This is a genomic window from Rhodococcus sp. p52 (assembly GCF_000763325.2).
GTDB classification, from domain to species: domain Bacteria; phylum Actinomycetota; class Actinomycetes; order Mycobacteriales; family Mycobacteriaceae; genus Rhodococcus; species Rhodococcus pyridinivorans.
On the sequence record NZ_CP016819.1, the window covers coordinates 2,565,637 to 2,591,671 of the forward strand.

Genomic DNA, 26,035 nt, shown 5'->3' on the forward strand with positions numbered 1-26,035 from the left:
GCCGGGTCAGTCGCCCACTCGCTCTCCGGTGTCGACGTGGAACAGGTGCACCGTACCTTCGCGCTTGCGCAGGTGCACGGTGTCGGCGAGGCGTGCGGGGGTGCGGACGAGGGCCCGCGCGACCACCTGATTGCCGGTGCCGGGCACCCGCGTGTACAGGTACGACTCGCTGCCGAGTTCCTCGACGAGTTCGACGACGGCTTCGACGCCCTCGTCGGCGATCTCGAAGTCCTCCGGCCGGATCCCGGCGGTGACCTCCTCGATGCCTGCAGAGTGCAGTCGCGCGATGCGGTCGCGTTCGACGGGGATGACGGTGCTGCCCACGACGACTCCGTCGTCGACGACCTTCGCGCGGAGCAGGTTCATCGACGGTGAGCCGATGAAACCGGCGACGAACGCGTTGGCGGGACGGTCGTAGAGTTCGGTGGGGCTGGAGAACTGCTGCAGCACTCCGTTCTCCAGGACGGCGACGCGATCGCCCATCGTCATCGCCTCGACCTGGTCGTGGGTGACGTAGACGGTGGTGGTGCCGAGACGGCGTTGCAGCGCCGCGATCTCGGTGCGAGTCTGCACGCGCAGCTTCGCATCGAGGTTCGACAACGGCTCGTCCATGCAGAACACCTGTGGCTCGCGCACGATCGCGCGTCCCATCGCGACGCGCTGGCGCTGACCACCGGACAGCTTGGCGGGCTTGCGGTCGAGGAACTGGGTCAGGTCCAGGATCTTCGCCGCTTCCTCGACCTTGCGGCGCCGCTCGTCCGCGCTCACACCGCGCATCTTCAGAGCGAAGCCCATGTTCTCGGCGACCGTCTTGTTCGGGTACAGCGCGTAGTTCTGGAAGACCATCGCGATGTCGCGGTCCTTCGACGGCACACCGGTCATGTCCTTGCCGCCGATGGAGATCGACCCCTCGTCGATGTCCTCGAGCCCGGCGAGCATGCGCAGCGCGGTGCTCTTGCCGGATCCGGACGGTCCGACGAGGACCACGAACTCACCGTCCTCGATGTCGAGGTTCAGCGAATCGACCGCAAAGGTGTCGGAGTTCTCGTAGATGCACGAGGCGTTGCGGTAGGTGATGTCGGCCATGATGGAAGTCCTTGCTGGTAAAAGGAATCGGGTCTACTTGATGGCGCCGAACGACAGGCCGCGCACGAGCTTGTTCTGGGCGAGCCAGCCCGCGAGCACGACGGGCAGCGCCGCCATCGTCGCGGCGGCGGACAGCCGGGCCCAGTACAGGCCCTCACCGGTGATGAAGCCGACGAGGAAGACGGGAATTGTCTGCGCCTGAACAGCGGTCAGGTTGACGGCGAAGAAGAACTCGTTCCACGAGAAGATCACGCAGATCAGGGCTGTCGCAGCGATGCCGGGGGAGACGAGCGGCAGGATCAGCTCGCGCACCGCCGTCCACAGGCTCGCGCCGTCCATGCTCGCCGCCTCGAGCAGCTCGCCCGGGACCTCGAGGAAGAACGACCGCATCATCCACACCGCGATGGGCAGGTTCATCGCCGTGTACAGGATGATCAGGGCCCAGATGTTGTCGAGCAGGCCGACGTTCGCGACGATCACGTACAGCGGGATGATCGCCGCGACGATGGGCAGCATCTTCGTGCTGATGAAGAAGAACAGCACGTCCTTGGTCTTCTTCACCGGCCGCAGCGACAGCGCGAAGGCCGCCGGCACGCCGAGCAGCAGGACCAGCACCGTCGAGACGATCGTGGCGAAGGCCGAGTTGAGCAGGGCCGTGCCCACTCCGGTCTCGAACACCGCCCGGAACTGGTCGAGGGTGGGCGTGAAGAAGAACTTCGGTGGGTCGGAGTAGGCGTCGGCCTCCTGCTTGAAGGCGGTGAGCACCATCCAGAAGACCGGGAAGAAGAATCCGAGGGCGGCGATCCACGCGACCACACCCCAGGGATTGAACTTGCGGTTCTTGCGCTTCCGGGCCGTGCGCATGACACGGCCGGTGGGTGCCGTGGTGTCCGAAGCCTGCGGCTGCGTGGCCGTGGTGCTCATGCCGCTTCCTCCTTGCCGGTGAACGATGTGAAGATCAGGCGCAGCGCGAAGGTGGCGATGACGATCGTGCCGATGACGACCACGACACCCATTGCCGCGGCCTGGCCGATGTCGAAGCCGAGGAACGCGCGCTGGTAGATGTAGAACGGCAGGTTGGAGCTGGCCGTGCCGGGTCCGCCCTGGGTCATCATGTAGATCGCGTCGAACGTGTTCACCAGGTAGATCGCGCCGAGAACGGTGCCGAGTTCGATGAACCGGCGCAGATGCGGCAGCGTCAGTTCGCGGAACAGTGCGAAGGCTCCGGCGCCGTCGACGCGGCCGGCCTCGAGGATGTCGCGGGGCATCGACTGCAGGCCGGCGAGGATGAGCAGCATCATGAACGGCGTCCACTGCCACACCAGCGCGACCATCACGGCCGGGAGCGGGAACCGGCTGATCCAGTCCACCTCTCCCAATCCGAAGGGGGAGAGAACGAAGTTGACGATGCCGAAAACGGGATCGAACATCGACGTCTTCCAGATCAGTGCACTGGCGACCGGGGTGACGAGGAACGGCGTGATGAGCAGGGTCCGTGCGATACCGCGGCCGAGGAACGCCCGGTCGAGCAGGAGCGCAAGAAGCAGCCCGAGTATCACGGAGATCAGGACCGTGCCGACGATGAGGATCACCGTGTTCAGGGTGACCTGCCAGAACTGGCTGTCCTGGAAGACGTCGACGTAGTTCTGGAGTCCGACGAACCGGCGGGAGCCGGGGCTGACGAGGTTCCAGGACTGGGTCGAGTAATACAGCGTGAACAGGAACGGGATCTGTGTGACAACGATCGTGAAGATCAGGGCCGGGAGCAGGGGGCCGCGCCGGCGCCATCCCTCGGCGCGGGAGATCTGCTCCTCCTTCGCTTCCCGTACGGCGCGGATGCGCTCGTCGGCGTCCGGTGCGGGACGCTGCGCTGCAGGTGCGGTCATGACGTCTTCTCCCGGTAGGTCGCGCCGACGGCCTCGGCGTACTTCTGTGCCTGGTCGAGGGCGTCCTCGACGCTCTGCCGTCCGGCGATGGCGGCGCTGATCTGCTGGCTGACCCGGGTGCCGAGATCCTGGAACTCGGGGATGGCCACGAACTGGATGCCCGTGTACGGGACGGGGTCGACCGTGGGGTTCTGCTGGTCGGCTCCCTCGATGGATTCGAGGGTGATCGGGCCGTAGGCCGCGGCGGCCTCGGCGTATTCGGGGATCTCGTAGGTCGACAGTCGGCTGCCCGGCGGCACCCGCTCCCAGCCGAGTTGCTCGCCGACGGTGCGCAGGTACTGCTGGTCGGTCATCCACGAGATGAACTTCCAAGCATCCTCGGTGTGTTCGCTGCTCGCGGGGATGCCGAGCGACCAGGTGTAGAGCCAGCCCGAGGGGTCCTTCTCCTGGACGGGCGCGGCCGCGTAGCCGATCTTCCCGACGACGTTGCTCGACGCGGGATCCTCGAGGGTCGAGACGGCGGAGGTGGAGTCGTACCACATGGCGACCCGGCCCTGCGCGAGTTGCGTGGCGCACTCGCTGAATCCGCTCGTCGCGGCACCGGGCTGACCGTACTCGCGGACGAGGTCGACATAGAACTGCACCGCTTCGCGTACCTCGGGACTGTTCAGCTGTGCGTTCCAGTTCTCGTCGAACCACCGTCCGCCGAAGGTGTTGATGACGGTGTCGAGCGGTGCGAGCAGCTCACCCCAGCCGGGCTTGCCGCGCAGGCAGATACCGTTGATGTCGGGGCTGTCGAGTTGCGCTGCGGCCTCGGCGACCTCGGTCCAGGTCGGCGGGTCGGACAGCGTGATGCCGGCCTGTTCGAACAGGTCCTTGCGATACATGAGGAACGACGATTCGCCGTAGAAGGGCACCGAGTACAGATCGCCCTCGTACGAGAGTGCTTCGCGCAGCGAGGGAATGATGTCGTCGGCGTCGTAGCCGTCGGTCTGCTCGATGTACGGTGACAGATTCGTGAGCCAGCCGTACTCCGCCCACTGGGGAGTCTCGTAGTTGCTGATCATCACGACGTCGAACTCGCCACCGCCCATCGCCGTGGACGCGGTGATCTTGGCGCGGGCCTGGTTCTCGGAGAGGGTGACGAACTTCAGGTCGATCTCCGGGTTCTCGGCCTCGAACTGCGACGCGAGTTGCTGTGCGTCCTGCATCTGGGAGTTCGACACCATCGCGATGGTGACGGTGCGGCCGGACGTACCGATTGATCCTGCACCGGCACAACCGGTCAGTGCGACGCTCAGGGCCACGGCTCCTGCCGCGGCCGCGCGGATGGATCTTCTTGCTGTAGGCACGATGGTCTACCTCATTTCGGTGGTGCCTCGTCCTTCGGGGTGCCGTTCTCGAGGGCGTTGGTCGGGATGGTCGAGCAGGTACTGGGCGCACGCGATGTCGCAGACGAGCATGTTCGCGAGACCGCCTCGGAGAGCACCGAGTACAGCGCGGTGCTTGGACTGTCCGCCGGTGACGAGAATCGTGGCGGGGCAGTCGCGGACGTCGTCGAGAGGTACCGACATGGTGCGGCTTTCGAGTTCGCCGTGCACGGCGGTGCCGTCGGCACGGAAGACCCGGCCGCCGATCTCACCGACCGCACCGAGGCCGTCGAGTTCGTGGAGCATCGTGGTGTCGAGGAAGCTGCCCTCGAACAGGGTGGTCGAGGTCGACACGGCGCCCACACCGAAGATCATCGCCTCCGCGCGGCGCCCGACCTCGAGCGTGCGGGAGATCAACGAGTCGGCGCGCATCGACGCGACCGTGGACGGATCGGCGTACAGCGGTGTGGGAAGCCGGAGCGGTTGCGCCCGAAGCTGTTCGGCGCAGCGGCCGAGGACGAACTCGGTGCCGGTCTGGTAGGCGCTCGTGGAGAGGGAGCCGTCGAGTTGGACGATCGTGGCGCAACTGGCGACACCCGACGGGATGGCCTGTGCCACGGCGACGGTCTCCGGACCCCACGTGAATCCGAGGGTGTCGGAGGGGCGGAGACGGCGGGTGAGCAGGCCGGCGGCGGCGCGCCCGAGGGCGGTGAAGCTTGCGGAGTCCTCGATCGGACCCGCGTCGTCGACCCGGCGCCCGACCACCACGGCCTCGACGAGTCCGTAGCGCTCCTCGAGTGCCCGTTCGGTCTCGGCGTGCAGGTCGTCGCGCCAGGCGGGTGGCACGGTGACCTCGATGCGCACCAGGCCCTGGGCGCGAGCGCGCGCGACGAGCCGGCCGGCGGTGGGACGGGAGACGCCGAGACGCTGCGCCACCTCGGCCTGCGTGAGTCCGTCGAGGTAGTAGAGCGTCGCGGCCCGCACGGCGAGACGGAGATCATCGGTGGCTACCGGGCTCTCCGTGTCGGGGATGTTGGTGGGGCCGGGGGCGGTCACGAGCTCTCCTTGGTGTGAGCAGTATTCGGACGCTTCGTGAGCATCTGCTCAGGGGTGCGTGCATCTGCTCAGTACGTTAGCATCACAGTGTGACCCACACAACAGTTCGCCCGCCGCTCCCGGACACGATGCGTGCCGCCGTACTTCTCGAACCGGGCCGCATCGAGATGCAGGAAAGGCCACTACCTGCACCGGAGCCCGGCGACGTCCTCGTCCGGGTGACCACCGTAGGGGTGTGCGGTTCGGACGCGCACTACTACCGCGAAGGACGTATCGGCGAGTTCGTCGTGACCGATCCGATCGTGCTCGGCCACGAGGCGTCCGGGGTCGTGGTCGCGGTCGGGGACGGTGTTCCGCAGAGCCGGATCGGCGAGCGGGTCTCGATCGAACCGCAACGCCCCGACCCGCTCACCGAGGAGACGCGCCGCGGCGACTACAACCTGTGCCCGCACATGCGCTTCTACGCCACACCGCCCGTCGACGGCGCGCTGTGCGAGTACGTCACCATCGGGGCGGCCTTCGCGCATCCCGTTCCGGACACCGTGTCCGACGATGCCGCCGCCCTGTGCGAGCCGCTGTCGGTCGGTATCGCGGCCGTCCGGAAGGCCCGTGTCACCGCCGGCTCACGAGTCCTCGTCACCGGTGCCGGGCCCGTCGGCATCGTCGTCGCACAGGTCGCGCGCGCCTTCGGTGCGGTCGAGGTCGTCGTCACCGACCTCGACGAGCGACGACGCGAGACCGCACTGTCGTTCGGGGCGAGCGCTGCGCTCGATCCCCGCGTCGACGACCCGTCGGCCCTGCGTGTGGACGCCTACGTCGACGCGTCCGGCGCCCCCTCCGCCGTCGATTCGGGCATCCGCGCGGTCCGTCCCGGCGGCACCGTCGTCCTCGTCGGATCCGGCGCCGAGACGATGACCCTGCCGGTGCAGTGGGTCCAGAACCGCGAACTGATCCTGACCGGCGTGTTCCGCTACGCGAACACGTGGCCGACCGCGCTCGCGCTCCTCGGGGCGGGACGGGTCGATCTCGACTCGATGGTCACCGCCCGGTTCCCCCTCGACAAGACCGCCGACGCACTCGAATCCGATCGGACACCCGGAAACATCAAGGCCGTCGTGGACGTGACCGATCCGGCGGGAAAGGACTGAAGATCCATGCACGTGAACGAGCAGACGCTTCCCGAGTTGGGTGTGCCCGTCCCGACCTACCGTCGGGACGACGTCTCCGTCGGCATCGTGCACTTCGGTGTGGGCGGATTCCACCGCGCGCACCAGGCGATGTACGTAGACCGGCTCCTCGAACAGGGGAAGGCAAAGGAATGGGGTATCTGCGGCGTCGGGGTGCTCCCCGGTGATCGCCGTATGCAGGAGGCGCTCGCCGTCCAGGACCACCTGTACACGCTGGTGCTCACCCACCCCGACGGCACCTGGGAGCCGCGGGTGATCGGCTCCATCATCGACTATCGTTACGCCCCAGACGATCCCGAGGCGGTCATCGAGCTCCTCGCGGCCCCGACCACCCGGATCATCTCGCTGACCGTCACCGAGGGCGGTTACAACATCCGTCACGACACCGGTGAGTTCGACGTCGACGATCCGGCCGTGCAACACGATCTGCGGTCCGGCGAACCCCCGGCCACCGTCTTCGGTCTCGTCACCGAGGCTCTCGCCCGGCGCCGGGAGCGGGGGCTGCGCGCTCCGACGGTGATGTCGTGCGACAACATCGAGGGCAACGGAACCGTCGCGCGTCGCGTCTTCACCGAATACGCGCGCCTTCTGAATCCCGATCTCGCAGAATGGATCACCGAGCACGTCCGTTTCCCCAACTCGATGGTCGACCGGATCACCCCGGTGACCACCGACGAGGTGGTCTCGGCGCTCTCCGAACGCTTCGACGTGCAGGACCGCTGGCCGGTCGCCGCCGAACCCTTCACCTCCTGGGTGCTCGAGGAGGACTTCGCCGACGGACGACCGCCCTTCGAGGATGCGGGAGTCCAGATCGTCGACGACGTCGCTCCCTACGAGCTGATGAAGTTGCGTCTGCTCAACGCCGGTCACCAGGGGCTCTGCTATTTCGCGTATCTCATGGGATACCGACTCGTCCACGAGGCCGCGCAAGATCCGCTCCTCGCCGGATTCGTCCGTGCCTACATGGACACCGAAGCGACACCGACCCTGAAACCGGTGCCGGGCATCGATCTCGACGAGTACAAGACCACCCTCATCGAGAGGTTCGCGAACCCCGAGATCCGGGACACGATCGCCCGCTTGTGCGCCGAGTCGTCCGATCGCATCCCGAAGTGGCTGGGGCCGGGGATCCGGGAGAACCTGGCCACCGGTGGTCACGTGCAGTTGTCCGCGGCGATCGTCGCCTCGTGGGCGCGCTACGCCGAAGGCGTCGACGAGCAGGGGCAACCGATCGAGGTGGTCGACCGACTCGCCGACACGCTCGTCCCGATCGCGCGACGACAACTCACGCATCCCACCGCCTTCATCGAGAACACCGAGGTCTTCGGTGATCTCGCGCAGGACCATCGCTTCGTCGACGCCTACACCTGGGCGCTCAACGCCCTGCACAACGACGGCGCCCGCGCCACCCTGAAGGAACTTCCGGGAGAGCCGGAATGAACGGCCACGCCCTCGTCGTCGGAGAAGCCCTCGTCGACATCGTCCACCGCGGCGGTGCCGAACCCGTCGAGCATGTGGGCGGGAGTCCGCTCAACGTCGCGCTCGGTCTGGGGCGGCTCGACCGGCCCGTGCAGTTCACGACACGCGTCGGCACCGACGCTCGCGGACGGCGGATCGTCGACCATCTCGCCGCCTCCGGCGTGTCGTTGACACCGGGCAGCGCGGCAGCCGAGCGCACAGCGACCGCGCAGGCGGAGATCGACGAGAAGGGTTCCGCGACATACGAATTCGACATCGTCTGGGATCCTGTCGAGCCGCCGCCGTCGGTGGACGCCGTGCTCGTGCACACCGGGTCCATCGCGACGGTGCTCGAACCCGGCTGCGATCTCGTCGCCGAACTCGTTGCGCAGCAGGCGGGAACATCCACGGTGAGCTTCGATCCGAACGTCCGACCGGCGCTGATCGACGACCCGGCGCGCGGACGGGAACGGATCGAACGTCTGGTCTCGCTCGCCGACGTGGTCAAGGCCAGCGACGAGGACCTGACGTGGTTCGCGCCCGATCGTAATCCCCTCGACACCGCGCGGGATTGGCTCTCGCGAGGGCCGGCGATCGTTGCGGTGACCCGTGGAGAACAAGGTGCGGTGGCGCTGTGCGCGGCCGGGACCGTCGAGGTACCCGCCGTGCGGGTCGAGGTGGTCGACACGGTCGGCGCCGGCGACGCCTTCACCACCGGTCTGCTCGACGGATTGTGGACCTGCGGTCTCCTCGGGGCCGACCGTCGGGAACGACTGCGTGGCATCGGCATCGACGATGTGCGCGATGTGTTCGACATCGCCGCGTGGACGTCCGGTCTGACGGTGGCCCGCGCCGGTGCCGACCTGCCCACGCTGGCCGACCGCACCGCGGCCCGGGAGGCGGCGCGATGACGCTCGTCGCCGGGATCGATTCGTCCACCCAGTCCTGCAAGGTCGTCGTGTGCGACGCCGACACCGGGGCCGTCGTGCGCGAGGGTCGCGCTCCCCATCCGTCCGGCACCGCGGTCGACCCGCTGGAGTGGCGTGCTGCCTTCGAGCGGGCGTGTTCGGAAGCGGGCGGACTCGACGACGTCTCGGCGATCTCGGTGGGAGCGCAGCAGCACGGCATGGTGTGCCTCGACGAGCGCGGCGACGTGGTCCGCGACGCGTTGTTGTGGAACGACACGAGATCCGCAGCGGCAGCGACCGATCTCGTCGACGAGGCCGGTGGCGCGGGCGCGTGGGCCGAGGCCGTGGGGGTGGTCCCGCTCGCCGCGATCACCGTCGCGAAGGCACGCTGGCTCGCCGACCACGAACCCGGCAATGCCGACCGCACGGCGGCGTTGTGCCTGCCGCACGACTGGCTGACGTGGACGATGCGCACCGACCGCGACCTCGACCGGCTCGCCACCGATCGCAGTGACGCGAGCGGCACCGGCTACTTCGACGCATCCACCGACACCTACCGACACGATCTGCTCGAACAGGCCCTGCGCCGGCCGAGCCCATTCCTCCCTCGGGTCGCCGGGCCGGCCGAGAGTGTCGGGGAGACGGTCGCCGGTGCCCTGCTCGGTCCGGGGGCCGGCGACAATGCGGCGAGCGCGCTGGCTCTCGACGTCCGCGAAGGCGATGTGGTCGTCTCGATCGGCACGTCGGGCGTGGTGTGCGCGGTGTCCACGACACCGGCCCGCGACGCAGACGGTTACGTCGCGGGATTCGCCGACGCGACCGGCCGGCATCTGCCACTGGTGTGCACGCTCAACGGGGCCCGGGTACTGGACGCCACCGCGACGATGCTCGGGGTCGACCACACCGAGCTCACGCGGCTCGCATTCTCGGCGCCGGCCGGCAGCGACGGACTCGTGCTGGTCCCGTATCTGGAAGGGGAGCGTACCCCGAACCGTCCCGGCGCGACGGGCGCCCTGCACGGGCTGCGGCTCGGAACGGCGACGCCCGCGCATGTCGCCCGCGCGGCGTTCGAGGGCCTGCTGTGTTCGCTGGCCGACGGCATCGACCACATCCGGGCGCAGGGCACCGAGGTCCGGCGGGTGCTGCTCGTCGGCGGTGGGGCGCGCTCGCAGGCGGTGTGCGAGATGGCGCCGGCGGTGCTGGGCATGCCTGTCGACGTTCCCGAACCGGGGGAGTATGTGGCGCGGGGCGCCGCCAGGCAGGCGGCGTGGGTGCTGCGCGGAGGCGACGAGCCCCCCGCGTGGGAATCCGGCGCGACACGCCGCTACGAGGCCGACCCGACCCCGCACGTGCGGGAGCGCTACGCGGAGGTGCGGGACCTGACGGACCGCTGAGACGCAGTGCTCAGGGGAGGTCCTCGATGCGCAGACACAGGTGGGAGGCGAACTGCCCTGCCAGGGCTACGGCCTGGTGGGCGTCGATCGTCGCGCCCTTCATCCCGCCCATGCTGCGGATCGTGTCGATCCGCAGGCCACGCAGATCGACCAGGCCGAGTTTCGAATCCGCGATCGTGACACTGCGCAGATCCGCGTCGAAGAGGTCCAGCGCACCGATCCGGCTGTCCCGGATGTGCACGCGGTGCAGGCTGCTGCGCGGCGCGAACAGATTCGGTGCCTGCATACGCTCGACGAGAGTGTCGCGCAGGCGTGCGCTCGTGAGGTCGCTGTCGGCGACGATCGGTGCGACGAGCGAACATTCGGACAGGACGGCCCCCGTCAGATCACGGCCCGTCAGGTCCGCATCGGTGTAGCGCTCGCGCTCGGTGCCGGCGCACTGCAGCGCGGTTCGCGCAGCGCACGGAGCAGTACTGCTGGCGGCCGTTGCGGGTGATGTCGACGACCACGGCCGAGCACGGGTTGGTCGGGATGTCCGCTGCGGCGCACCGGTGGAGGCGGTGCATTCCACGAGTGGTGAGGTGCAGTGCCGTGCCGACGCTGATCACCGCGCGCAGTACGTCGGGGAGCGGTTGGACCTCGTCGCGGTAGTGCAGGTGCCACCCCTCGCCGTCGTGATCGGTCAGCCGGGGATAAGCCGCTGCGGCGGCCATCTGCTCGTTGAGCAGGCGCGCACGTTCCCTGGGGTCGGACGCGTCGACGACGGCGAGCCAGTCGTCTATGACCTCACGGGTGCGCTGATGGTCGTCGGGCGCGGTCGGGAAGTCCATGGTCATGCCCCCCTCGCGGGTACGAGCCATGATGCCGGCCCGATCGTCGGGCCAGTCGCCGGCCAGTGACGCCGCGAGGAGGACCGCATACTCGCCGTAAGGGTTGAGATGGATAAGGGCATTACATCATGGTGGTGGGCATGGCCGCCATCGAAGCTCGGAACCCACAGGAATGCCCGACCTCGACCCGTCCTCACGAACACGCATGGAGTGTGGAGTCGAGCCACGCCACGTCGATCGGACAGGTGCTGTACGTGCGCTGTGTCGGGTGCGGGACTCGGCGTGTCGATCTCGTCGTGGCCCCGTTCGTTCCACCGTCTGCGCTGAGTGCCGAAGTGTCCCAGCATGATTGAAACATCGTTCGAGAACCGGGTATGCGCCGGTGCTCGTCAGAAGTCGCCCTCGGCGACCTGGAAGCACACCAGTCCCATCCGTCGCCACATGCGCACCACCTGATCGCGATCGTCGAGCACCGCGATGATGCGATAGCGGTGCCGGATGTGACGGTCGAACAGCTCGGCCTTGACGATCGAATCCTTCCGGTTGTCGCCGGCCGGACGCATGTACAGCTCGTCGTAGGGGATGTCGTGCCGGGCGAGCCACTCCTCGGTTTCCGGTCGGCACACGCCGTCGCGTCCCGAGAGCAGCACGATCACAGCCCTGTCGGGTGCGGCGGCGAACGCGCGCACCGCGGCCTCGACCGCCGGGGAGACGGTGTCCTCGCCCACCCTGTGCCAGTGGAAGGGACTCCGGTCGCTCATGTGCGCGAGCGTTCCGTCGATGTCGACGAGCCAGGCCGCCGGCAGCGTCGGATCCTCGACGTATCCCGCCGGTGGTGGGGGCGCGGTGCTCGGCGGCCGGTGCCGTTGCCGCCCCGGTTTCCTGCGATCGCGCGTCTTCTTCGTCACGGACGATGCATACCCACTCCGACGACTACGTGTGCATGCGCCCGGCCCGCGAGAGGGACGAAGATCGTGCCGCCGGACCGGCGGGTCCCGGAGACGACCGGCGAGGCGGCATCGCGGATCCGTCGGCTCGGCGCCACGGCCACGCGACCGAATGCGAAATGTTCTGTCGGACAACACGTGCCATGATTCCTGGGCGCATCAATGCCGATGGGGGATCCAGCAGTCCGGACACCCGGGCGAACGCTGTGCCCACCTTCGTGTCGTATGCGGCTGCCGCGTGCACCATCGGTACGTATGCATTGCCGATCCTCGTCTTCGGATCCCGCCGGCCCTCGACACCGGGGAACGCGAGATCGCCACCGGTGGACATCGCCCAGGCATCGTCGACGACACGTGCGAGCTTCCGCTGAACGGCAGCGGACGGCCCGTGGTCGTCGAGGAGGCGGCCCATTGCGGTGGCTTCGAGGGCGGCGACCGTCATCCCCTGGGCATAGATCGGATCGAAACTGCAGAACGCGTCGCCGAGGACGAGGAATCCGTCGGGAAATCGGTCGAGAAGGTCGTAGCGATGCCACGTGCTCGCCCGGAAGCGATACCGGACGACATCCTCGACCCATTCGGCATCCGCGATCGCGTCGTACACGTCCGGGTACCTCAGGGACCGTGCGAATTCGAGATAGTCCCTCCGGGTCGCCGGCACGGTTTCGCCGCGGACCCCGATCAGGGCCACCATGCACCGATCTGATTCGAGGGTGAGCAGGGCGGCACCGCGTGGATGTTCGGGCGTGGGCGCCATGACGATGCCCCGGTCGCTGCCGAGTGCAACCGAAGACGCACGGAACACCGCGGTGGCGTAGCCGACATCGAGTTCGACGGTGTCGACCCGGGGCTGCGGGCAGCCCTGTCTCCCGAGCCATTCGGAGGCGCGGGATCCGCGTCCGGTCGCATCGACGACGAGGTCGGCATCGAGCACCTGCTCGGCGCTTCCGTCGGCATGGCGGATGATCCGCGCACCGACCACCCGGCTGCGGTCCGCGGTCGCGACGAGACCCGCGGCATCACACCGTTCGACGATCTCGACGTTCGCCAACGCGGCCACACGGTCACGAATCCGGCGCTCCAGCAGCGAACGGCCGGCTGCCAGTACTCGAAGACCGCTCGGCCCCTGACGAATCCGGTGACCACTGAGAATCCACCGTACGTCGCCCAGGTGGTCGAGGGTGGGAACGCCTGCAGCGGTCAGCTCCTGTGACAACCCGGGGAACATCTCCTCGAGGAGTTGCTGTCCCCGTGAGATCAGCACGTGGATGTGCCGTCCCTGGGGCACCCCACGGCGTGGTTCGTTCGTGGACGGCAGCCGGTCACGATCGATCACCGTCACCTCGGCGAACCTGTCCGACAGGACACGGGCCGCCGACAATCCACTCATGCTCGCGCCGAGAACCACGGCGCGCTCTCCGATCGGCATGATCACACCTCCTCCTCGGAATCGATCGTCGCTGCGGAAGGTGCTCGGTCGACAGGCCGGAACCTGCTCACATGTGCTCACGGCCGGACGGTGCCTCGCCGTACACCTCCAGATCCCACAGCCATCCGACGACGCGGGTGACGCCGCGGGTCAGATGTCGGCGGTACGTACTGAACGGCAGCCCGAGTCTGGCTGCCGCTGCTTCCTGTGTTGCTGCGCCGCGCACGTACGTGCGGTCCACCGCGCGGAAGAGCTTGTCGTCCCGAGGGTCGCTCGCCAAGGAATCGATCGCCTCACGAAGGAGCGCGCGCAGCACCACCGGATCGGGATCGTCGGGAGAGGACCGTTTGTGGAGGACCCTCGTGTGCAACAGGGGATTACGAGAGAGGAGATCGGGCCGACGGAGGTCGTGCAGCGCATTTCGGACCGCCTCCGCGAATTCTTTCTCCGACAGCGCGAGAGGCAGGGACATCGTGGGCTCGGGACCGCTGTGCCCCTGAGCCAGAGCACGATCGGTTACGACGGTGAGCCACTCGTCGACATCCCGACGGCGGAAGTCGTGAGCGAACAGTCCGTAGTGACGATCGCCGACCGTGAAATCCGCTCCTTCGGCACGGGGGAGATCTGCGACCGCGAAGTACTCGTTCCACCGGTCGGGCTCCGCCAGCGCCAGGAAGTCCCACGACAGATGCGGCAGGGTGAAATAGCGCTGGAAGGTGAGCACCGGAACCGAGTTCATTGTCGGAGAAGGATTCTGGTAGTCAGCGCGGTCGATGACGATGCGTGTGATCGCGACACACTCGCCGGGACGGGAAGGCGCTGTCCGCCGGGCGAAATCCCACGCGGCTCGCGTCGCCGGGTCGGCACGGACATCGTCGGGTGACGCTCGCGAGAGTTCCAACAGACCGAGCACACCACGTATCGATCCGTCGGTGTCGCGCAACACGAAGAAACCCTCGGGTTGTCGCTCGAGCCATCGTCGCGCGTGCACCGCGGATTCGTCTCCCTCCGACGTCCGCACGAGATCGACGATCGCGGAGTGATCGGCCTGCTCCGCACGTTCGGGTTGCGCGCTTCCCCACGACTGCCAATCCACCGGCGACAGCACACCGGGGAGATTGCGGAACACGAACTTCAAGTCCACGATGGCCTGCTGCTGTTCGCATTCTCCTGCAGAATCGAGACCGCGGCGAATGCCCTTCCACACGCGGTGGAAGGTGTACCGGTAGGCATCGGGATCGCGCCAGCGCAGATCGGCGTCGAGGACATCGCGTGCCAGATCGTGGGGAAACAATCCGTCCGGCCCTGCTTCGACGAACGACAGCTCACGGAGCCATTCGAACTCGGCGTGTGCATCGGTGAGCTCGAGGGCGTCACGCAGCAGGGCTTCGGTGGTCACCCGGGCGAGCGCACACACTTCCAGGGCGCGGCGATGTGCGATCCCCGGCTCGGTATCGAGAAACCGTCGGAGCAACATCCCGACGAGATCCGGAGGCCACGGCACACGTACATCGCCTCCTCGGGCGAAGACATCCGTGAGCAGACCGAGCCCGAGCGGATGTCCGTGCGTTGCCCCGATGATCTCGTCGTGCAGTTCCTCGGGAACCCGCGCAGCGGTGAGGTAGGCAGCGCTCGTAGCGGGGTCGAAATTCCTGAGAGACACGATCCGGAGCAGATCACCCCAACCCGGATCGGTGCGCCATCCCGCGGAGGGCGGTGACCTATCGGCGATCACCGTCAGCGTCGTCGCAGGAAGGCCGGGAAGAAAATCGGTTCGGATCCAGTCGTCGAGCACGCGTAGCCGCTCGTACGAGTCCAGGAGGAGCACCCTCGGCCGGTCGCCGATGTGGCGATCCACCGACGCGAGGACCGAGCCGGGCGACGCATCCGTGTTGCGCCCGTCGATCACAGTCACCGCGCGATGGCTCCGTTCCGCAAGATCGGAGATCGCGCCGAGCAAGCAGGTCTTGCCGATGCCTCCCGGACCGTACAGGTACAGCACGGCGATCGAGGGTTCGGGGGAGTCCAGTGCGGAGCGAACGATCTCGAGCTCGGCATCGCGACCGACGAACACGCGTCGCGCCCGTGCGGCGAGACGATCGCTGAGAGGCCGTGAGGACCGCGAGGCGCTCCCCATGCCACCCGATGCTACGCCCGGGGGACCCAACGGTCGGGCAGTCCGACGAGCCGTGCGCTCTCGCGCCACAACCGTTCGGCCTGCTCGTCGCTGCGAACGAGCACCGACGGTTCCGCCCACCACGGCTCGCCGCGGCGCAGTGCGAAACAAACCCGCCCGTCCGGAACGTCGATGTCACCGAGAACGAGGTCTGCGAGCGTGTTCCCGGCTTCGGTCTGCGTGTTGAAGGTGTCCTGCACAATGTCGAGGCGGTAGAGGCATGCTGTCCCGCTTTGCGGCGATGAGAATCCGGGCCGGACAGGGTCTGCCTTCGTGAGAGTGGAACACATTCGACGACACGAGGAGTCACGATGCCCAGGATCACCCCGTGGTTGTGGTTCGATATGAACGCCGAGGAGGCCGCGAACTTCTACATCGGCATCTTCCCCAACTCCGAGATCGGTGAGATCACCCGCTACACCGAAGAGTCCACCGGAGGCGACATCCCGGTCCCGCCCGGGACCCCGATGACGGTCGAGTTCTTCCTCGACGGTCAGGTCTTCTACGGACTCAACGGGGGACCGCAGTTCCGGTTCTCCGAAGCGGTGTCCCTCCAGATCGACTGCGCCGATCAGGAGGAGGCCGACCACTACTGGTACGCGCTGACCGCCGACGGCGGCGAGGAATCCGCCTGCGGATGGTTGAAGGACAAGTACGGCCTGTCGTGGCAGGTGGTACCGAAACGGCTGAACGAACTGCTCGCCGACCCCGATCCGGAGGTCGCGAAGCGCGTGACCGCCGCGATGATGAAGATGCGCCGGATCGACGTGTCGGCGCTGGAGGCCGCCGCGCGCGGCTGATCGGCGCCCGAGCGCTGCGGTACGTTTCGGTGCATGACCACTCGCACCCAGCGGCTCGACGACCTGCCGTTCACCGGCAGACATCGCCGCCTGCTGACCGGCTCCGGCGTGGGCTGGGCCCTCGACGCCATGGACGTCGGGTTGATCTCGTTCGTCATGGCAGCCCTCGCCGTGCAGTGGGATCTGTCGTCGACGCAGCTCTCGTGGATCGGATCCATCGGCTTCGTCGGCATGGCGATCGGTGCGTCCCTCGGTGGTCTGCTCGCCGACCGCATCGGACGCCGGCAGGTCTTCGCCGCGACGCTGCTCGTCTACGGTCTCGCGACCGGCGCGGCGGCGCTGTCGACCTCGGTGGCGATGCTCATCGTCCTGCGGTTCGTCGTCGGACTCGGTCTCGGCGCCGAACTGCCCGTCGCGTCGACACTGGTCAGTGAGTTCGCGCCCCGCAAGGTGCGAGGCCGCGTGGTCGTCGCCCTCGAGGCGTTCTGGGCGGTGGGCTGGCTCCTGGCCGCTCTCATCGGCTACTTCGTCGTTCCCACCGGCGACGTCGGGTGGCGGTGGGCGCTCGCCGTCGGGCTCGTCCCGGCTGCCTACGCCCTCGTCGTCCGGTTCGGCCTACCCGAATCGGTGCGCTATCTCGAGAGTCGCGGACGGCACGCGGAAGCCGAGGCGATCGTGCGCGACTACGAGCGCTCGGCCGGTGTCACGTCCGTTCCGGAGGACGAACAGCCCGTCCGGACCGTCGCGGAAGTCGAGCGCGCACCCCGAGGCTCGGTGTGGGCGCCGAACCTGCGCCGCCGCACGGCGGCGCTGTGGATCGTGTGGTTCGGCATCAACTTCTCGTACTACGGCGCGTTCATCTGGCTGCCGAGCCTGCTCGTCGCGCAGGGCTTCGACCTGGTCACCTCGTTCGGCTACACGCTGCTCATCACGCTCGCCCAGCTACCGGGCTACGGCGTCGCGGCGTGGCTGATCGAGGTGTGGGGACGTCGCCTGACTCTGGGGGTCTTCCTCGCCGGATCGGCAGTCTCGGCGGGGCTGTTCGGGCTCGCCGAGACTCCGTCGACGATCGTCGCGGCGGGCATGGCGCTGTCGTTCTTCAACCTGGGCGCGTGGGGTGCCCTGTACGCGATCGGACCCGAGCTGTATCCCACGCCGGTGCGGGGCGCGGGCACCGGTTCGGCGGCGGCCTTCGGGCGGCTCGCGTCGATCATCGCGCCGCTGCTGGTGCCGGTGCTGCTGGGCGCCGGCGGCAACGGTCTCGTCTTCGGTGCGTTCGCGGCATCGTTCGTCGTCGCCGCGGTCGCGGCATTCACGCTGCCCGAGCGGGCCGGGACGGTTCTCGACGAGAGGTGACGTCGGGAACCGCCCCGGCCGGTGCTCAGAGACGCTCGCGCAGTTCGACCTTGCGGATCTTGCCCGAGGCGGTCTTCGGCAGGGCACCGAAGACGATGCTGTCGGGAACCTTGAAACCGGCGAGCTGCGAACGCACATGCGCGCGCAGTTCCGCTTCGTCGGCACTCGCGCCGCTGCGCAGTGCCACGTAGGCGACGGGACGTTCGCCCCACTTCTCGCTCGGCGCCGCGACGACGGCGGCCTCGAGAACGGCCGGATGGCTGATGAGCGCCGATTCGACCTCGACGGACGAGATGTTCTCGCCACCGGAGATGATGACGTCCTTCGCGCGGTCGCGGATCTCGATGTAGCCGTCCGGATGCATGACGCCGATGTCGCCGGTGCGGAACCAGCCGTCCGGCACGGCGCGGGCGGTCGCGTCCGGGTTGTTGTAGTAACCGAGCATCACGTTGTTGCCGCGCAGCGCGATCTCACCGGTCGTCTCACCGTCGGCGGGAACGTCGGATCCCATCGGGTCGACGATGCGGAGTTCGCCGGCCACGACGTTGCCCACGCCCTGCCGCGAGCGCAGCCGTGCCTTCTCGTCCTCGGGGAGGACGTCCCATTCCGAACGCCACTCGCAGATCGCCGCCGGGCCGTACGTCTCGGTGAGCCCGTACAGGTGCGTGATGTCGAGTCCGAGCGCGGTGCACCGCTCGATGAGGGCGGGCGCCGGCGGTGCGCCACCGATCGCCGCGACGACACGATGGTCGATGCCGCCCGCATTCGGGGCGTCGACCAGCGACGCGAGAACGGTCGGCGCGCCGCACAGGTGCGTGACGTTCTCGGTGCGCACGAGATCCCAGATCCGCTCGGGGTCGACCTTGGGCAGGCACACGTGCGTGCCACCGGCTGCTGTGACGGCCCAGGTGAACGTCCAGCCGTTGCAGTGGAACATAGGCAGCGTCCACAGATAGGTGGATCCGCTGTCGAGCCCGAAGTGCGCGACCATCGCCAGGGCCTGCAGGTAGGCGCCGCGCGCGTGGTACATCACGCCCTTCGGATCACCCGTCGTGCCGGACGTGTAGTTCAGGGCGATCATGGTGCGCTCGTCGGCGAGCGGCACGCACCGATGACGGGCGGCGGCGAGCTTGTCCTCGTAGTCGTCGCCGACGACCGTGATCGACGGCAGATCGGCCGTGGCCTCGCGGGCCAGGTCGGCCAGCGACTCCTCGACGAGCAGGACCCGGCTGCCCGAGTGCTCGAGAATGAACCGCAGTTCCGGCGCGGTGAGGCGCGTGTTGAGCGAGACGAGCACGGCGCCCGCGTAGAGCACACCGTAGTGCGCCTCGAGCATCAGCGAGGTGTTCGGCGCGAGTACTGCGACACGGTCGCCGGGCTCGACACCGAGAGCGTGCAGCATGCCCGACTGTCGCAGGCACCGATCGCGCAATTCGGCATAGGTGCGACGGATGTCGCCGTCCACCACTGCGAGGTCGTCACGGAAGACCCGGGCGGAGCGGTCGAGAAATGCCGTGGGCGTGAGTGTTTCGAAACTGAATTGCTCGGTCACGTCTGTCGGTGCTCCTTCGGATTACGTCGCGCGCGCACTCCCCATCGCGAACGATGATGCGCACACCTCCCCGTGTGCTGTGAGGGCGATGACCATTCTTCCAAGAGCCGTTACCGATCTTGAACAGGGTCCACCCCTTTTCCGTACCGGCTGAACGCTCCGTCTGCCGTTGACCGGACCCGGAATCCGGCGTTCACTGAGAGGCACCGTGCTCGTCCACGAGAGAAGGCGAGTGGTATGAGTGCTCGGCAGAACGAAGCCCGCCGAACCTCCCGTCCGGCGCGGCGGCCGACCGCGACGCGCGCGAGGGCCACGGAGACGGAGACTCCCGTCGAGCCTGTGCGGACGCGCAGCCGTCGACCTCGCGAGCCCGAGCCCACCGCGCGGCGTCGCACCCGCGAACCCGAACCCGCTGCACGGCGTCGGGACCGCGACCCCGGAACCGGCTCGCGGCGCACCTCGACCCGAACCTCATCCCGATCGACCACTCGGACATCGACCCGTTCGGACGCCACGCCCCGCTCTCGTGTGAAGCCGGCGCCTCCGAAGGAGAGACGACGACCGCGTCCGCCGGCGAACGACGCCCGGGCAGGGAAACCCACCCGCCCCGGACGTGAGCGGACACGATCCGAGCAGACCCGACCCGAGCAGGCACAGCCGGAACCCACATCGCTCCTCGAGAGGTTGAAGGATGCGCTGCGGGCCGGTGTCCGCAGCGCACTGGCCGAACTCCGGGGACTCGGGGCGAGACTGATCCGGAAGATCCGCGGATGGGTGGACTCGCTCCTCGGCGAGGTCACCAGCGGCGGCGTGGGATTGCAGGCGGTCCTCGCCGGCATCCGAGCCGCGCTGGAGGGTCGCAATCCGGCCCTCGCCGCGCTGGGCGGGCTGATTTCCGGACTCAGCACCAAGGCGAAGATCGGCCTGGCCGTCGTGATCACGCTGGTGCTGCTGCTCGGACCGGTCCTGCTCGTGCTCCTTCTGCTGGCCGTCCTCGTCGCGGTGGTGATCAGCGCCGTCCGGTCCGCGGGGGACTGATCTGCCGGAACGCCCGGTCCGTCTGCCGTGAGCAGACGAACCGCCGGTTCGCACCCATCGGGGGTCAGGCTGGCTGCATGACGACCACCGAACCATTCTCGTACCGGGACCAACTGGCCGACAGGCTCTTCCGTCAGCGCATCCTGCGACTGACCGGAGAGGTGGACGACGAGATGGCCGAGCGCGTCTGCTCGGAACTCGTCCTGCTCGCCTCCGCCGACGACCGGCGCGACATCGTCCTGCACATCAACTCACCCGGCGGATCCGTCTTCGCCGGCCTCGCCATCTACGACACGATGCAACTCGTTCCCAACGACATCGTCACCGTGGCAGCGGGATTCGCCGCCAGTATGGGGCAGGTCCTGCTCGCGGCGGGCACCAAGGGCAAACGCGCGAGCCTTGCCCACAGCCGGATCATGATGCACCAACCGTCGGCCGGATTCTCGGGGACGGCCGTCGACATCGCGATCCAGGCCGAGAATCTCGAATACATGAAACTGCAGTCGCAGCAGATCCTCTCGGACGCCACCGGGCATTCACTCGAGGAGATCGAACGCGACAGCGACCGCGACCGGTGGTTCACAGCCGAACAGGCGCGCGAGTACGGCATCGTCGACACCGTCGTCGGGTCGCTCGCCGAACTGGCGCCGTTCGCCGCAGGACGGCAGATGGGACTGGGACGATGAGCACCTACACGATCCCCAACGTCATCGAACGCACACCGGCGGGGGAGCGGTCGTTCGACGTCTTCAGCCGGTTGCTCAACGAACGCATCGTCTTCCTCGGCACCGAGATCGGCGACGGGGTCGCCAACGTCGTCATGGCTCAGATGTTGCACCTCGAGGCCGAATCCCCCGATCGGGAGATCGGGCTCTACATCAACTCGCCCGGCGGATCGTCCACCGCGATGCTCGCGATCTACGACACCATGCAGTTCCTGCGCCCGAAGGTCGCGACCTACTGCATGGGACAGGCCGCCTCGGCGGCCGCCGTGCTGCTCGCGGCCGGAGCGCCCGGCCGTCGGCACGTGCTCGCCCATTCGCGGGTGCTGCTGCACCAGCCGTCGGCGCAGGGGCAGGGCACCATCTCGGATCTGGCCCTGCAGGCAGCGGAGGTGATGAGGGTACGGGCCCAGACCGAGGAGATCCTCGCCGCGCACACCGGACGTGACATCGACCGACTGCGCCGCGACACCGACCGGGACCGGATCTTCTCACCGACGGAGGCGGTGGCCTACGGCCTGGCCGATCACGTCGTCGTCGATCGGGACGGATGACCCGTCACGCAGTCACGTGGTCACACTGTGACGCAGTCATACCGTCATGCCGCGCACAACTCGACGCCGGCGTGACCCGTGGTCCGAAGTGTGCGATGCGCGGTCATCCGGCGGATCCCGCGCGCGAGCAGTTGCTCCATCGGAAGTTCCAGCGCATCGCACACGGACCGCAGCATCTCGGAGGAGGCCTCCTTGCGCCCACGTTCGACCTCCGACAGATATTGCTTCGACATCCCGACCGTGCGGGCGACGTCCTCGAGGCTGCGGTCCTGATCGCGACGCTCGTCGCGCAGGATCTCGCCGTAGATCTGGCGGAGCAGCCGGGGCTCGGTGCTGTCGGCTCCCCGCACGGGAGTCCGTGCCGACTTCGCGGCGGTCACACGTGCCGCCTTCGCGGCAGTCACACGTGCCGCCTTCGCGGCAGTGGCGAAATCGATCACGCGACCCTGCTCCGGCTCCATGCCGACCATTGTGCCGTCGATCCGGCGGCATCGGGCCGGGTTCTGCCGAGGACGAACACCGCCCCGGCAGATGTGTAACGGGCCCGTAACCGCAGTTAACCGAACACATGACCTGGCGCCGATAACGTCGGCGCACCACGACGTATACAGCCGTGGATACAGGACAGGAGTTCGGGTGCCGACAGGATTGCACAGGCTTGCGGCTGCGCTCGACGCGCAGCTCGCGGGCACCGACGCGGCATACACTGCGACCTATCCCGGGACCGACGGTGCCCGCCAACCAGTGCACACCGTCTACGTCCCGGCCGACCGCTACGACGCCGGGATCGCGGCACGATGGGGAGCCGACGCGCTCGACGTCCTCGACACCCACATCGACGGTCCCGCGGACCTCGCCGCGGTCACCGGCATCGAACCCGAACTGGCCGACGCCGTCCTCCCTCTCGTGGAGGCCAAACTGCGCACCGAACCGATCGAGGATCTGCGCATCGACTTCGAGGACGGGTTCACCCGCCCCGGCATTCCGGAGCACGAACGTGACGCCGACGAGGACGCCCACGTCGCCCGCGCCGCCGCCGCGCTCGCGACCGATCCCACCGCGACACCCTTCGTCGGCATCCGGTTCAAGTCCTTCGAGGCCGCCACCCGGCGCCGCGGACTGCGCACGCTCGACTCCTTCGTCGCCGAACTGACCGGAAAGTGCTCTCTCCCCGACGGATTCGTCGTCACGCTGCCCAAGGTCACCGCGCCCGAACAGGTCGCCGCTATGGTGACCGTCTGCGAGCATCTCGAGTCCACCTACCCGCTCGCAGCGCCCCTGCGGTTCGAGATCCAGATCGAGACGCCGCAGGCGATCTGCGGACCCGATGGCACCGCTGCCGTCGCCACCATGATCCGAGCGGCCCGGGGCCGCTGTTCGGGACTGCACTACGGCACCTATGACTACTCGGCCGCGTGCGACATCGCCGCCGAGTACCAGGCGATGGACCACCCCGTCGCCGACCACGCCAAGGCCACGATGCAGGTTGCGGCAGCGGGCACGGGGGTGCGGTTGTCCGACGGCTCCACCAACCGCCTTCCCGTCGGCACCCGCGACGAGATCCGCGCGGCATGGGGGCTGCACGCCCACCTGATCGACCGGTCGCTACGCCGCGGCTTCTACCAGGGATGGGACCTGCATCCGGCGCAACTGCCCACCCGCTACGCCGCGACCTTCGCGTTCTACCGCCGGTCGCTGTCCACCGCCGCGGGACGCGTCGCGGCCTACATCGACCCGGCCCTGTCGTCGGGATACCTCGACGAACCCGCCACCGCCCGTGCTCTCGCCGCCTTCCTCCTGCGGGGAACGAGCTGCGGAGCCCTCACCGAGAAGGAAGTATGCGATCGCACCGGCACGAATCTCGACCACCTGGCCCGGCTCGCGGGTCGACCGACGGCGGTGACGCGATGACCACCGTGATCCGCGCGCGACGCGCTGTGGTGGGGGACGAGGAACGCAGCTGCGCCGTCCACGTGCGCGACGGCCGCATCGTCGCGATCGAGGAATACGACGGTGCCGCTCCGACCGGTGCGCGGGAGACCGTCCTCGCCGACGACGAGGTGCTGCTCCCCGGCCTGGTGGACACGCACGTCCACGTCAACGAACCCGGCCGCACCGAATGGGAGGGCTTCGCGACGGCCACGCGTGCCGCCGCGGCCGGGGGAGTGACGACGATCGTCGACATGCCCCTCAACTCCATCCCGTCCACCGTCGACGTGGCGGCCCTCGAGGTGAAGCAGAAGGTCGCGGACGGGCAGGTCACCGTCGACGTCGGATTCTGGGGCGGTGCGATTCCCGGTAACCTCGCCGATCTCGAACCGCTCTGGGACGCAGGGGTGTACGGATTCAAGTGCTTCCTCGCGTATTCGGGTCTCGACGAGTCCCCGCCGCTGGACCGCGAGCAGATGATCGAGGCGATGCGCGTGATCGCCGGCTTCGGCGGCCTGCTCATCGTGCATGCCGAGGACGGACCGACCCTCGACGCGCAGGACCCACCGGCCGGACCGCGCTACGACGACTTCCTGTACTCGCGACCACCGGTCGCCGAGTCCCGTGCCGTGGCCCAGGTGATCGACGGCGCGCGGCAGACCGGGTGCCGCGTGCACATCCTGCATCTGTCGGATGCGGGAAGCCTTCCGCTCGTGGCCGCGGCGAAGGCCGAGGGCCTGCCCGTCACCGCGGAGACCTGCCCGCACTATCTGTCGCTGTTCAGCGAGGAGATCCTCGACGGCTCCACACATTTCAAGTGCTGCCCGCCGATCCGTGAGGCCCGCAACCGGGAAGCGCTGTGGCGCGGCCTGGCCGACGGCACGCTCGACTGCATCGTCTCCGATCACTCGCCGTGCCTGCCGGAGCTGAAGAAGTTCGTCACCGGCGACTTCGGCGAGGCCTGGGGCGGAATCTCGTCGCTGCAACTCGGACTGCCCATCGTGTGGTCGGAGGCCCGCAAGCGCGGGCACGCCCTCGTCGACGTGGTGCGCTGGATGGCCGGCCGCACCGCCGACCTCGTGGGACTGGCCGACCGCGGTGCCATCGCCGTGGGCAACAGTGCCGACCTGTGTGTCTTCGCGCCCGACGACGCCTTCGTCGTCTTCCCGGAGCGGCTGCACCACCGCAACGCCGTGACGCCCTACGCCGAACGCGCGCTGGCCGGGGTCGTGCGGCAGACCTGGCTCGCCGGTGAACCGCTCACCGTCACCCTCGACGCCACCGACCCCGCACCGCGTGGTGCGCTGCTCTCCCGAAAGGAAAACCGTTGACCGAAGCAGATTTCCTGCAACTACCCGATCTCGCCGCGCGATCGCTGGGCGGGGCCGTCGTGTTCGCGAACGACGAGTTCTTCGCGAGTCGCGAGAACCTGATCTCGCCGGGTGCACCCGATTTCGATCCGTCCGAGTTCGGGCACAAGGGAAAGGTCTACGACGGGTGGGAGACCCGGCGTCGCCGCGAAGCCGGGCACGACTTCGCGGTGGTCCGGCTCGGCGTTCCCGGCGTCGTCGAGGGCGTCGTGATCGACACCGCCTGGTTCACCGGTAACTACCCGCCCTTCGCATCCGTCGACGGGGTGAACCTCGACGGATACCCGACCGATCAGGAGTTGCTGGACGCGCCGTGGGAACCGGTCCTCGATCGCGTGGCCCTGAAGGGCGACACCGCGAACGCCTTCGCGGTGGACGACGACCGGCGCTGGACACACCTGCGCCTGAACATCTTTCCCGACGGCGGTGTAGCCCGATTCCGCGTGCACGGACATGCCCGTCCGGACCCGGCCTTTCTCACGGGCACGATCGATCTCGCAGCCCTCGAGAACGGTGGCGACGTCGTCGCCTGCTCGAACCGTTTCTATTCGTCGCCGCGCAACATCATCGGCCTCGGCCGCTCGCGGCACATGGGGGAGGGCTGGGAGAACGCGCGTCGCCGCGACGACGGCAACGACTACGTCGTGATCCGCCTCGCGGGGCAGGGCTGCGTCGACCACGTCGAGATCGACACCTCCTATTTCGTCGGCAACGCACCGGGAGCGGCACGCCTGAGCGGAATTCCCAGCGGGAACGCGATGTCCGACGAATCGTCCTGGGTCGAACTCGTGCCGCGCACCGCGCTGCTCCCGGACTGCCGGCACCGTTTCCGCGTCGATTCGCCGACGCCGGTGGAATTCGTGCGGCTCGACGTCTATCCGGACGGCGGCATCGCCCGCCTGCGCGTGAACGGACGACTGACCTAACTCCGACGCGGGTGCGGTGAGCGGTTCCTTACCCGCACGAAACACGATGACTCGAGCCCGA

General features: G+C 68.3%; 25 protein-coding genes and 1 pseudogene. 12 read left to right on the top strand and 14 right to left on the bottom strand.

The features are described 5' to 3' along the window. Positions 1 to 6: 6 nt before the first annotated feature. The 5 genes from IM25_RS11915 to IM25_RS11935 are packed head-to-tail and all read right to left on the bottom strand — an operon-like array spanning position 7 to position 5,398. A complete protein-coding gene (locus IM25_RS11915; protein WP_033097266.1) occupies positions 7 to 1,086 on the bottom strand; it encodes an ABC transporter ATP-binding protein in 1,080 nt (359 codons plus the stop codon). A 33-nt stretch (positions 1,087 to 1,119) separates the two neighbouring features. Next, complete coding sequence (locus IM25_RS11920; RefSeq protein ID WP_033097267.1) at positions 1,120 to 2,010, bottom strand: carbohydrate ABC transporter permease; 891 nt, start codon at positions 2,008 to 2,010, stop codon at positions 1,120 to 1,122. Further along, on the bottom strand, positions 2,007 to 2,972 hold the full coding sequence (locus IM25_RS11925) for a carbohydrate ABC transporter permease (RefSeq protein WP_006550640.1): 966 nt from the start codon (positions 2,970 to 2,972) through the stop codon (positions 2,007 to 2,009). Before IM25_RS11925 ends, IM25_RS11920 begins: the two co-directional genes overlap by 4 nt. After that, complete coding sequence (locus IM25_RS11930) at positions 2,969 to 4,324, bottom strand: ABC transporter substrate-binding protein (protein WP_228044940.1); 1,356 nt, start codon at positions 4,322 to 4,324, stop codon at positions 2,969 to 2,971. The genes IM25_RS11925 and IM25_RS11930 overlap by 4 nt, the downstream gene beginning before the upstream one ends. A gap of 6 nt (positions 4,325 to 4,330) precedes the next feature. Continuing rightward, entirely contained in the window at positions 4,331 to 5,398 is a 1,068-nt protein-coding gene (locus IM25_RS11935) for a sugar-binding transcriptional regulator (protein ID WP_065996062.1), read from the bottom strand. Between the two features lie 128 nt (positions 5,399 to 5,526). Here IM25_RS11935 and IM25_RS11940 point away from each other — a divergent pair, with 128 nt between their 5' ends. From IM25_RS11940 to IM25_RS11955, 4 genes are read left to right on the top strand one after another with little or no spacing between them, the layout of a single operon-like run. Then, a complete protein-coding gene (locus IM25_RS11940; protein WP_024103315.1) occupies positions 5,527 to 6,546 on the top strand; it encodes an NAD(P)-dependent alcohol dehydrogenase in 1,020 nt (339 codons plus the stop codon). A gap of 6 nt (positions 6,547 to 6,552) precedes the next feature. Then, on the top strand, positions 6,553 to 8,025 hold the full coding sequence (locus IM25_RS11945; protein ID WP_065996063.1) for a mannitol dehydrogenase family protein: 1,473 nt from the start codon (positions 6,553 to 6,555) through the stop codon (positions 8,023 to 8,025). Then, positions 8,022 to 8,954: a carbohydrate kinase family protein gene (locus IM25_RS11950; RefSeq protein WP_033097269.1), complete on the top strand. Its 933-nt coding sequence runs from the start codon at positions 8,022 to 8,024 to the stop codon at positions 8,952 to 8,954. Before IM25_RS11945 ends, IM25_RS11950 begins: the two co-directional genes overlap by 4 nt. Then, positions 8,951 to 10,345, top strand: a complete 1,395-nt coding sequence (locus tag IM25_RS11955) for a xylulokinase (protein WP_033097270.1) — start codon at positions 8,951 to 8,953, stop codon at positions 10,343 to 10,345. Before IM25_RS11950 ends, IM25_RS11955 begins: the two co-directional genes overlap by 4 nt. Before the next feature lie 10 nt (positions 10,346 to 10,355). Here the strand turns inward: IM25_RS11955 and IM25_RS11960 are convergent, their stop codons facing one another. From IM25_RS11960 to IM25_RS11985, 7 genes and pseudogenes are all read right to left on the bottom strand, one after another. Further along, positions 10,356 to 10,631: a hypothetical protein gene (locus IM25_RS11960; protein WP_019288005.1), complete on the bottom strand. Its 276-nt coding sequence runs from the start codon at positions 10,629 to 10,631 to the stop codon at positions 10,356 to 10,358. A gap of 66 nt (positions 10,632 to 10,697) precedes the next feature. Beyond that, positions 10,698 to 10,745, bottom strand: a pseudogene (locus IM25_RS27600) (hypothetical protein); the annotation flags it as partial. Then, on the bottom strand, positions 10,732 to 11,289 hold the full coding sequence (locus IM25_RS11965) for a CGNR zinc finger domain-containing protein (RefSeq protein WP_065996064.1): 558 nt from the start codon (positions 11,287 to 11,289) through the stop codon (positions 10,732 to 10,734). The gene IM25_RS11965 and the pseudogene IM25_RS27600, both read right to left, overlap by 14 nt. Before the next feature lie 275 nt (positions 11,290 to 11,564). Beyond that, on the bottom strand, positions 11,565 to 12,083 hold the full coding sequence (locus tag IM25_RS11970; protein ID WP_006550630.1) for a phosphatase domain-containing protein: 519 nt from the start codon (positions 12,081 to 12,083) through the stop codon (positions 11,565 to 11,567). 25 nt (positions 12,084 to 12,108) lie between these two features. Beyond that, entirely contained in the window at positions 12,109 to 13,551 is a 1,443-nt protein-coding gene (locus IM25_RS11975; protein WP_232333315.1) for an FAD-dependent oxidoreductase, read from the bottom strand. A gap of 67 nt (positions 13,552 to 13,618) precedes the next feature. Next, a complete protein-coding gene (locus IM25_RS11980) occupies positions 13,619 to 15,688 on the bottom strand; it encodes an ATP-binding protein (RefSeq protein WP_033097273.1) in 2,070 nt (689 codons plus the stop codon). Positions 15,689 to 15,699: 11 nt separating this feature from the next. Further along, complete coding sequence (locus IM25_RS11985) at positions 15,700 to 15,927, bottom strand: hypothetical protein (protein ID WP_019288010.1); 228 nt, start codon at positions 15,925 to 15,927, stop codon at positions 15,700 to 15,702. 111 nt (positions 15,928 to 16,038) lie between these two features. Here IM25_RS11985 and IM25_RS11990 point away from each other — a divergent pair, with 111 nt between their 5' ends. After that, positions 16,039 to 16,527 (top strand): VOC family protein, encoded by a 489-nt coding sequence (locus tag IM25_RS11990; RefSeq protein ID WP_019288011.1) that lies wholly within the window; start codon positions 16,039 to 16,041, stop codon positions 16,525 to 16,527. A 33-nt stretch (positions 16,528 to 16,560) separates the two neighbouring features. Then, the gene (locus IM25_RS11995) at positions 16,561 to 17,883 is read left to right on the top strand and encodes an MFS transporter (protein WP_033097274.1); all 1,323 of its coding nucleotides are present in this window, start codon (positions 16,561 to 16,563) and stop codon (positions 17,881 to 17,883) included. A gap of 25 nt (positions 17,884 to 17,908) precedes the next feature. Here the strand turns inward: IM25_RS11995 and IM25_RS12000 are convergent, their stop codons facing one another. Beyond that, complete coding sequence (locus IM25_RS12000) at positions 17,909 to 19,435, bottom strand: acyl--CoA ligase family protein (RefSeq protein WP_033097275.1); 1,527 nt, start codon at positions 19,433 to 19,435, stop codon at positions 17,909 to 17,911. Between the two features lie 684 nt (positions 19,436 to 20,119). Between IM25_RS12000 and IM25_RS12005 the strand changes: the two genes are divergently transcribed. From IM25_RS12005 to IM25_RS12015, 3 genes are all read left to right on the top strand, one after another. Then, positions 20,120 to 20,473, top strand: a complete 354-nt coding sequence (locus IM25_RS12005; RefSeq protein WP_006550622.1) for a hypothetical protein — start codon at positions 20,120 to 20,122, stop codon at positions 20,471 to 20,473. A 77-nt stretch (positions 20,474 to 20,550) separates the two neighbouring features. Then, entirely contained in the window at positions 20,551 to 21,159 is a 609-nt protein-coding gene (locus IM25_RS12010; protein ID WP_006550621.1) for a ClpP family protease, read from the top strand. Then, entirely contained in the window at positions 21,156 to 21,749 is a 594-nt protein-coding gene (locus IM25_RS12015) for an ATP-dependent Clp protease proteolytic subunit (protein ID WP_033097276.1), read from the top strand. Before IM25_RS12010 ends, IM25_RS12015 begins: the two co-directional genes overlap by 4 nt. A 44-nt stretch (positions 21,750 to 21,793) precedes the next feature. Here the strand turns inward: IM25_RS12015 and IM25_RS12020 are convergent, their stop codons facing one another. Beyond that, positions 21,794 to 22,219, bottom strand: a complete 426-nt coding sequence (locus IM25_RS12020) for a helix-turn-helix domain-containing protein (RefSeq protein WP_006550619.1) — start codon at positions 22,217 to 22,219, stop codon at positions 21,794 to 21,796. A gap of 166 nt (positions 22,220 to 22,385) precedes the next feature. Between IM25_RS12020 and IM25_RS12025 the strand changes: the two genes are divergently transcribed. The 3 genes from IM25_RS12025 to alc are packed head-to-tail and all read left to right on the top strand — an operon-like array spanning position 22,386 to position 25,974. Next, positions 22,386 to 23,660, top strand: coding sequence for a DUF6986 family protein (locus IM25_RS12025; protein ID WP_019288013.1), 1,275 nt, complete (start codon positions 22,386 to 22,388; stop codon positions 23,658 to 23,660). Further along, positions 23,657 to 25,009, top strand: a complete 1,353-nt coding sequence (gene allB, locus IM25_RS12030) for an allantoinase AllB (RefSeq protein ID WP_065996065.1) — start codon at positions 23,657 to 23,659, stop codon at positions 25,007 to 25,009. Before IM25_RS12025 ends, allB begins: the two co-directional genes overlap by 4 nt. Next, positions 25,006 to 25,974, top strand: coding sequence for an allantoicase (gene alc, locus IM25_RS12035; RefSeq protein WP_019288015.1), 969 nt, complete (start codon positions 25,006 to 25,008; stop codon positions 25,972 to 25,974). Before allB ends, alc begins: the two co-directional genes overlap by 4 nt. The last annotated feature ends 61 nt before the right edge of the window (positions 25,975 to 26,035 follow it).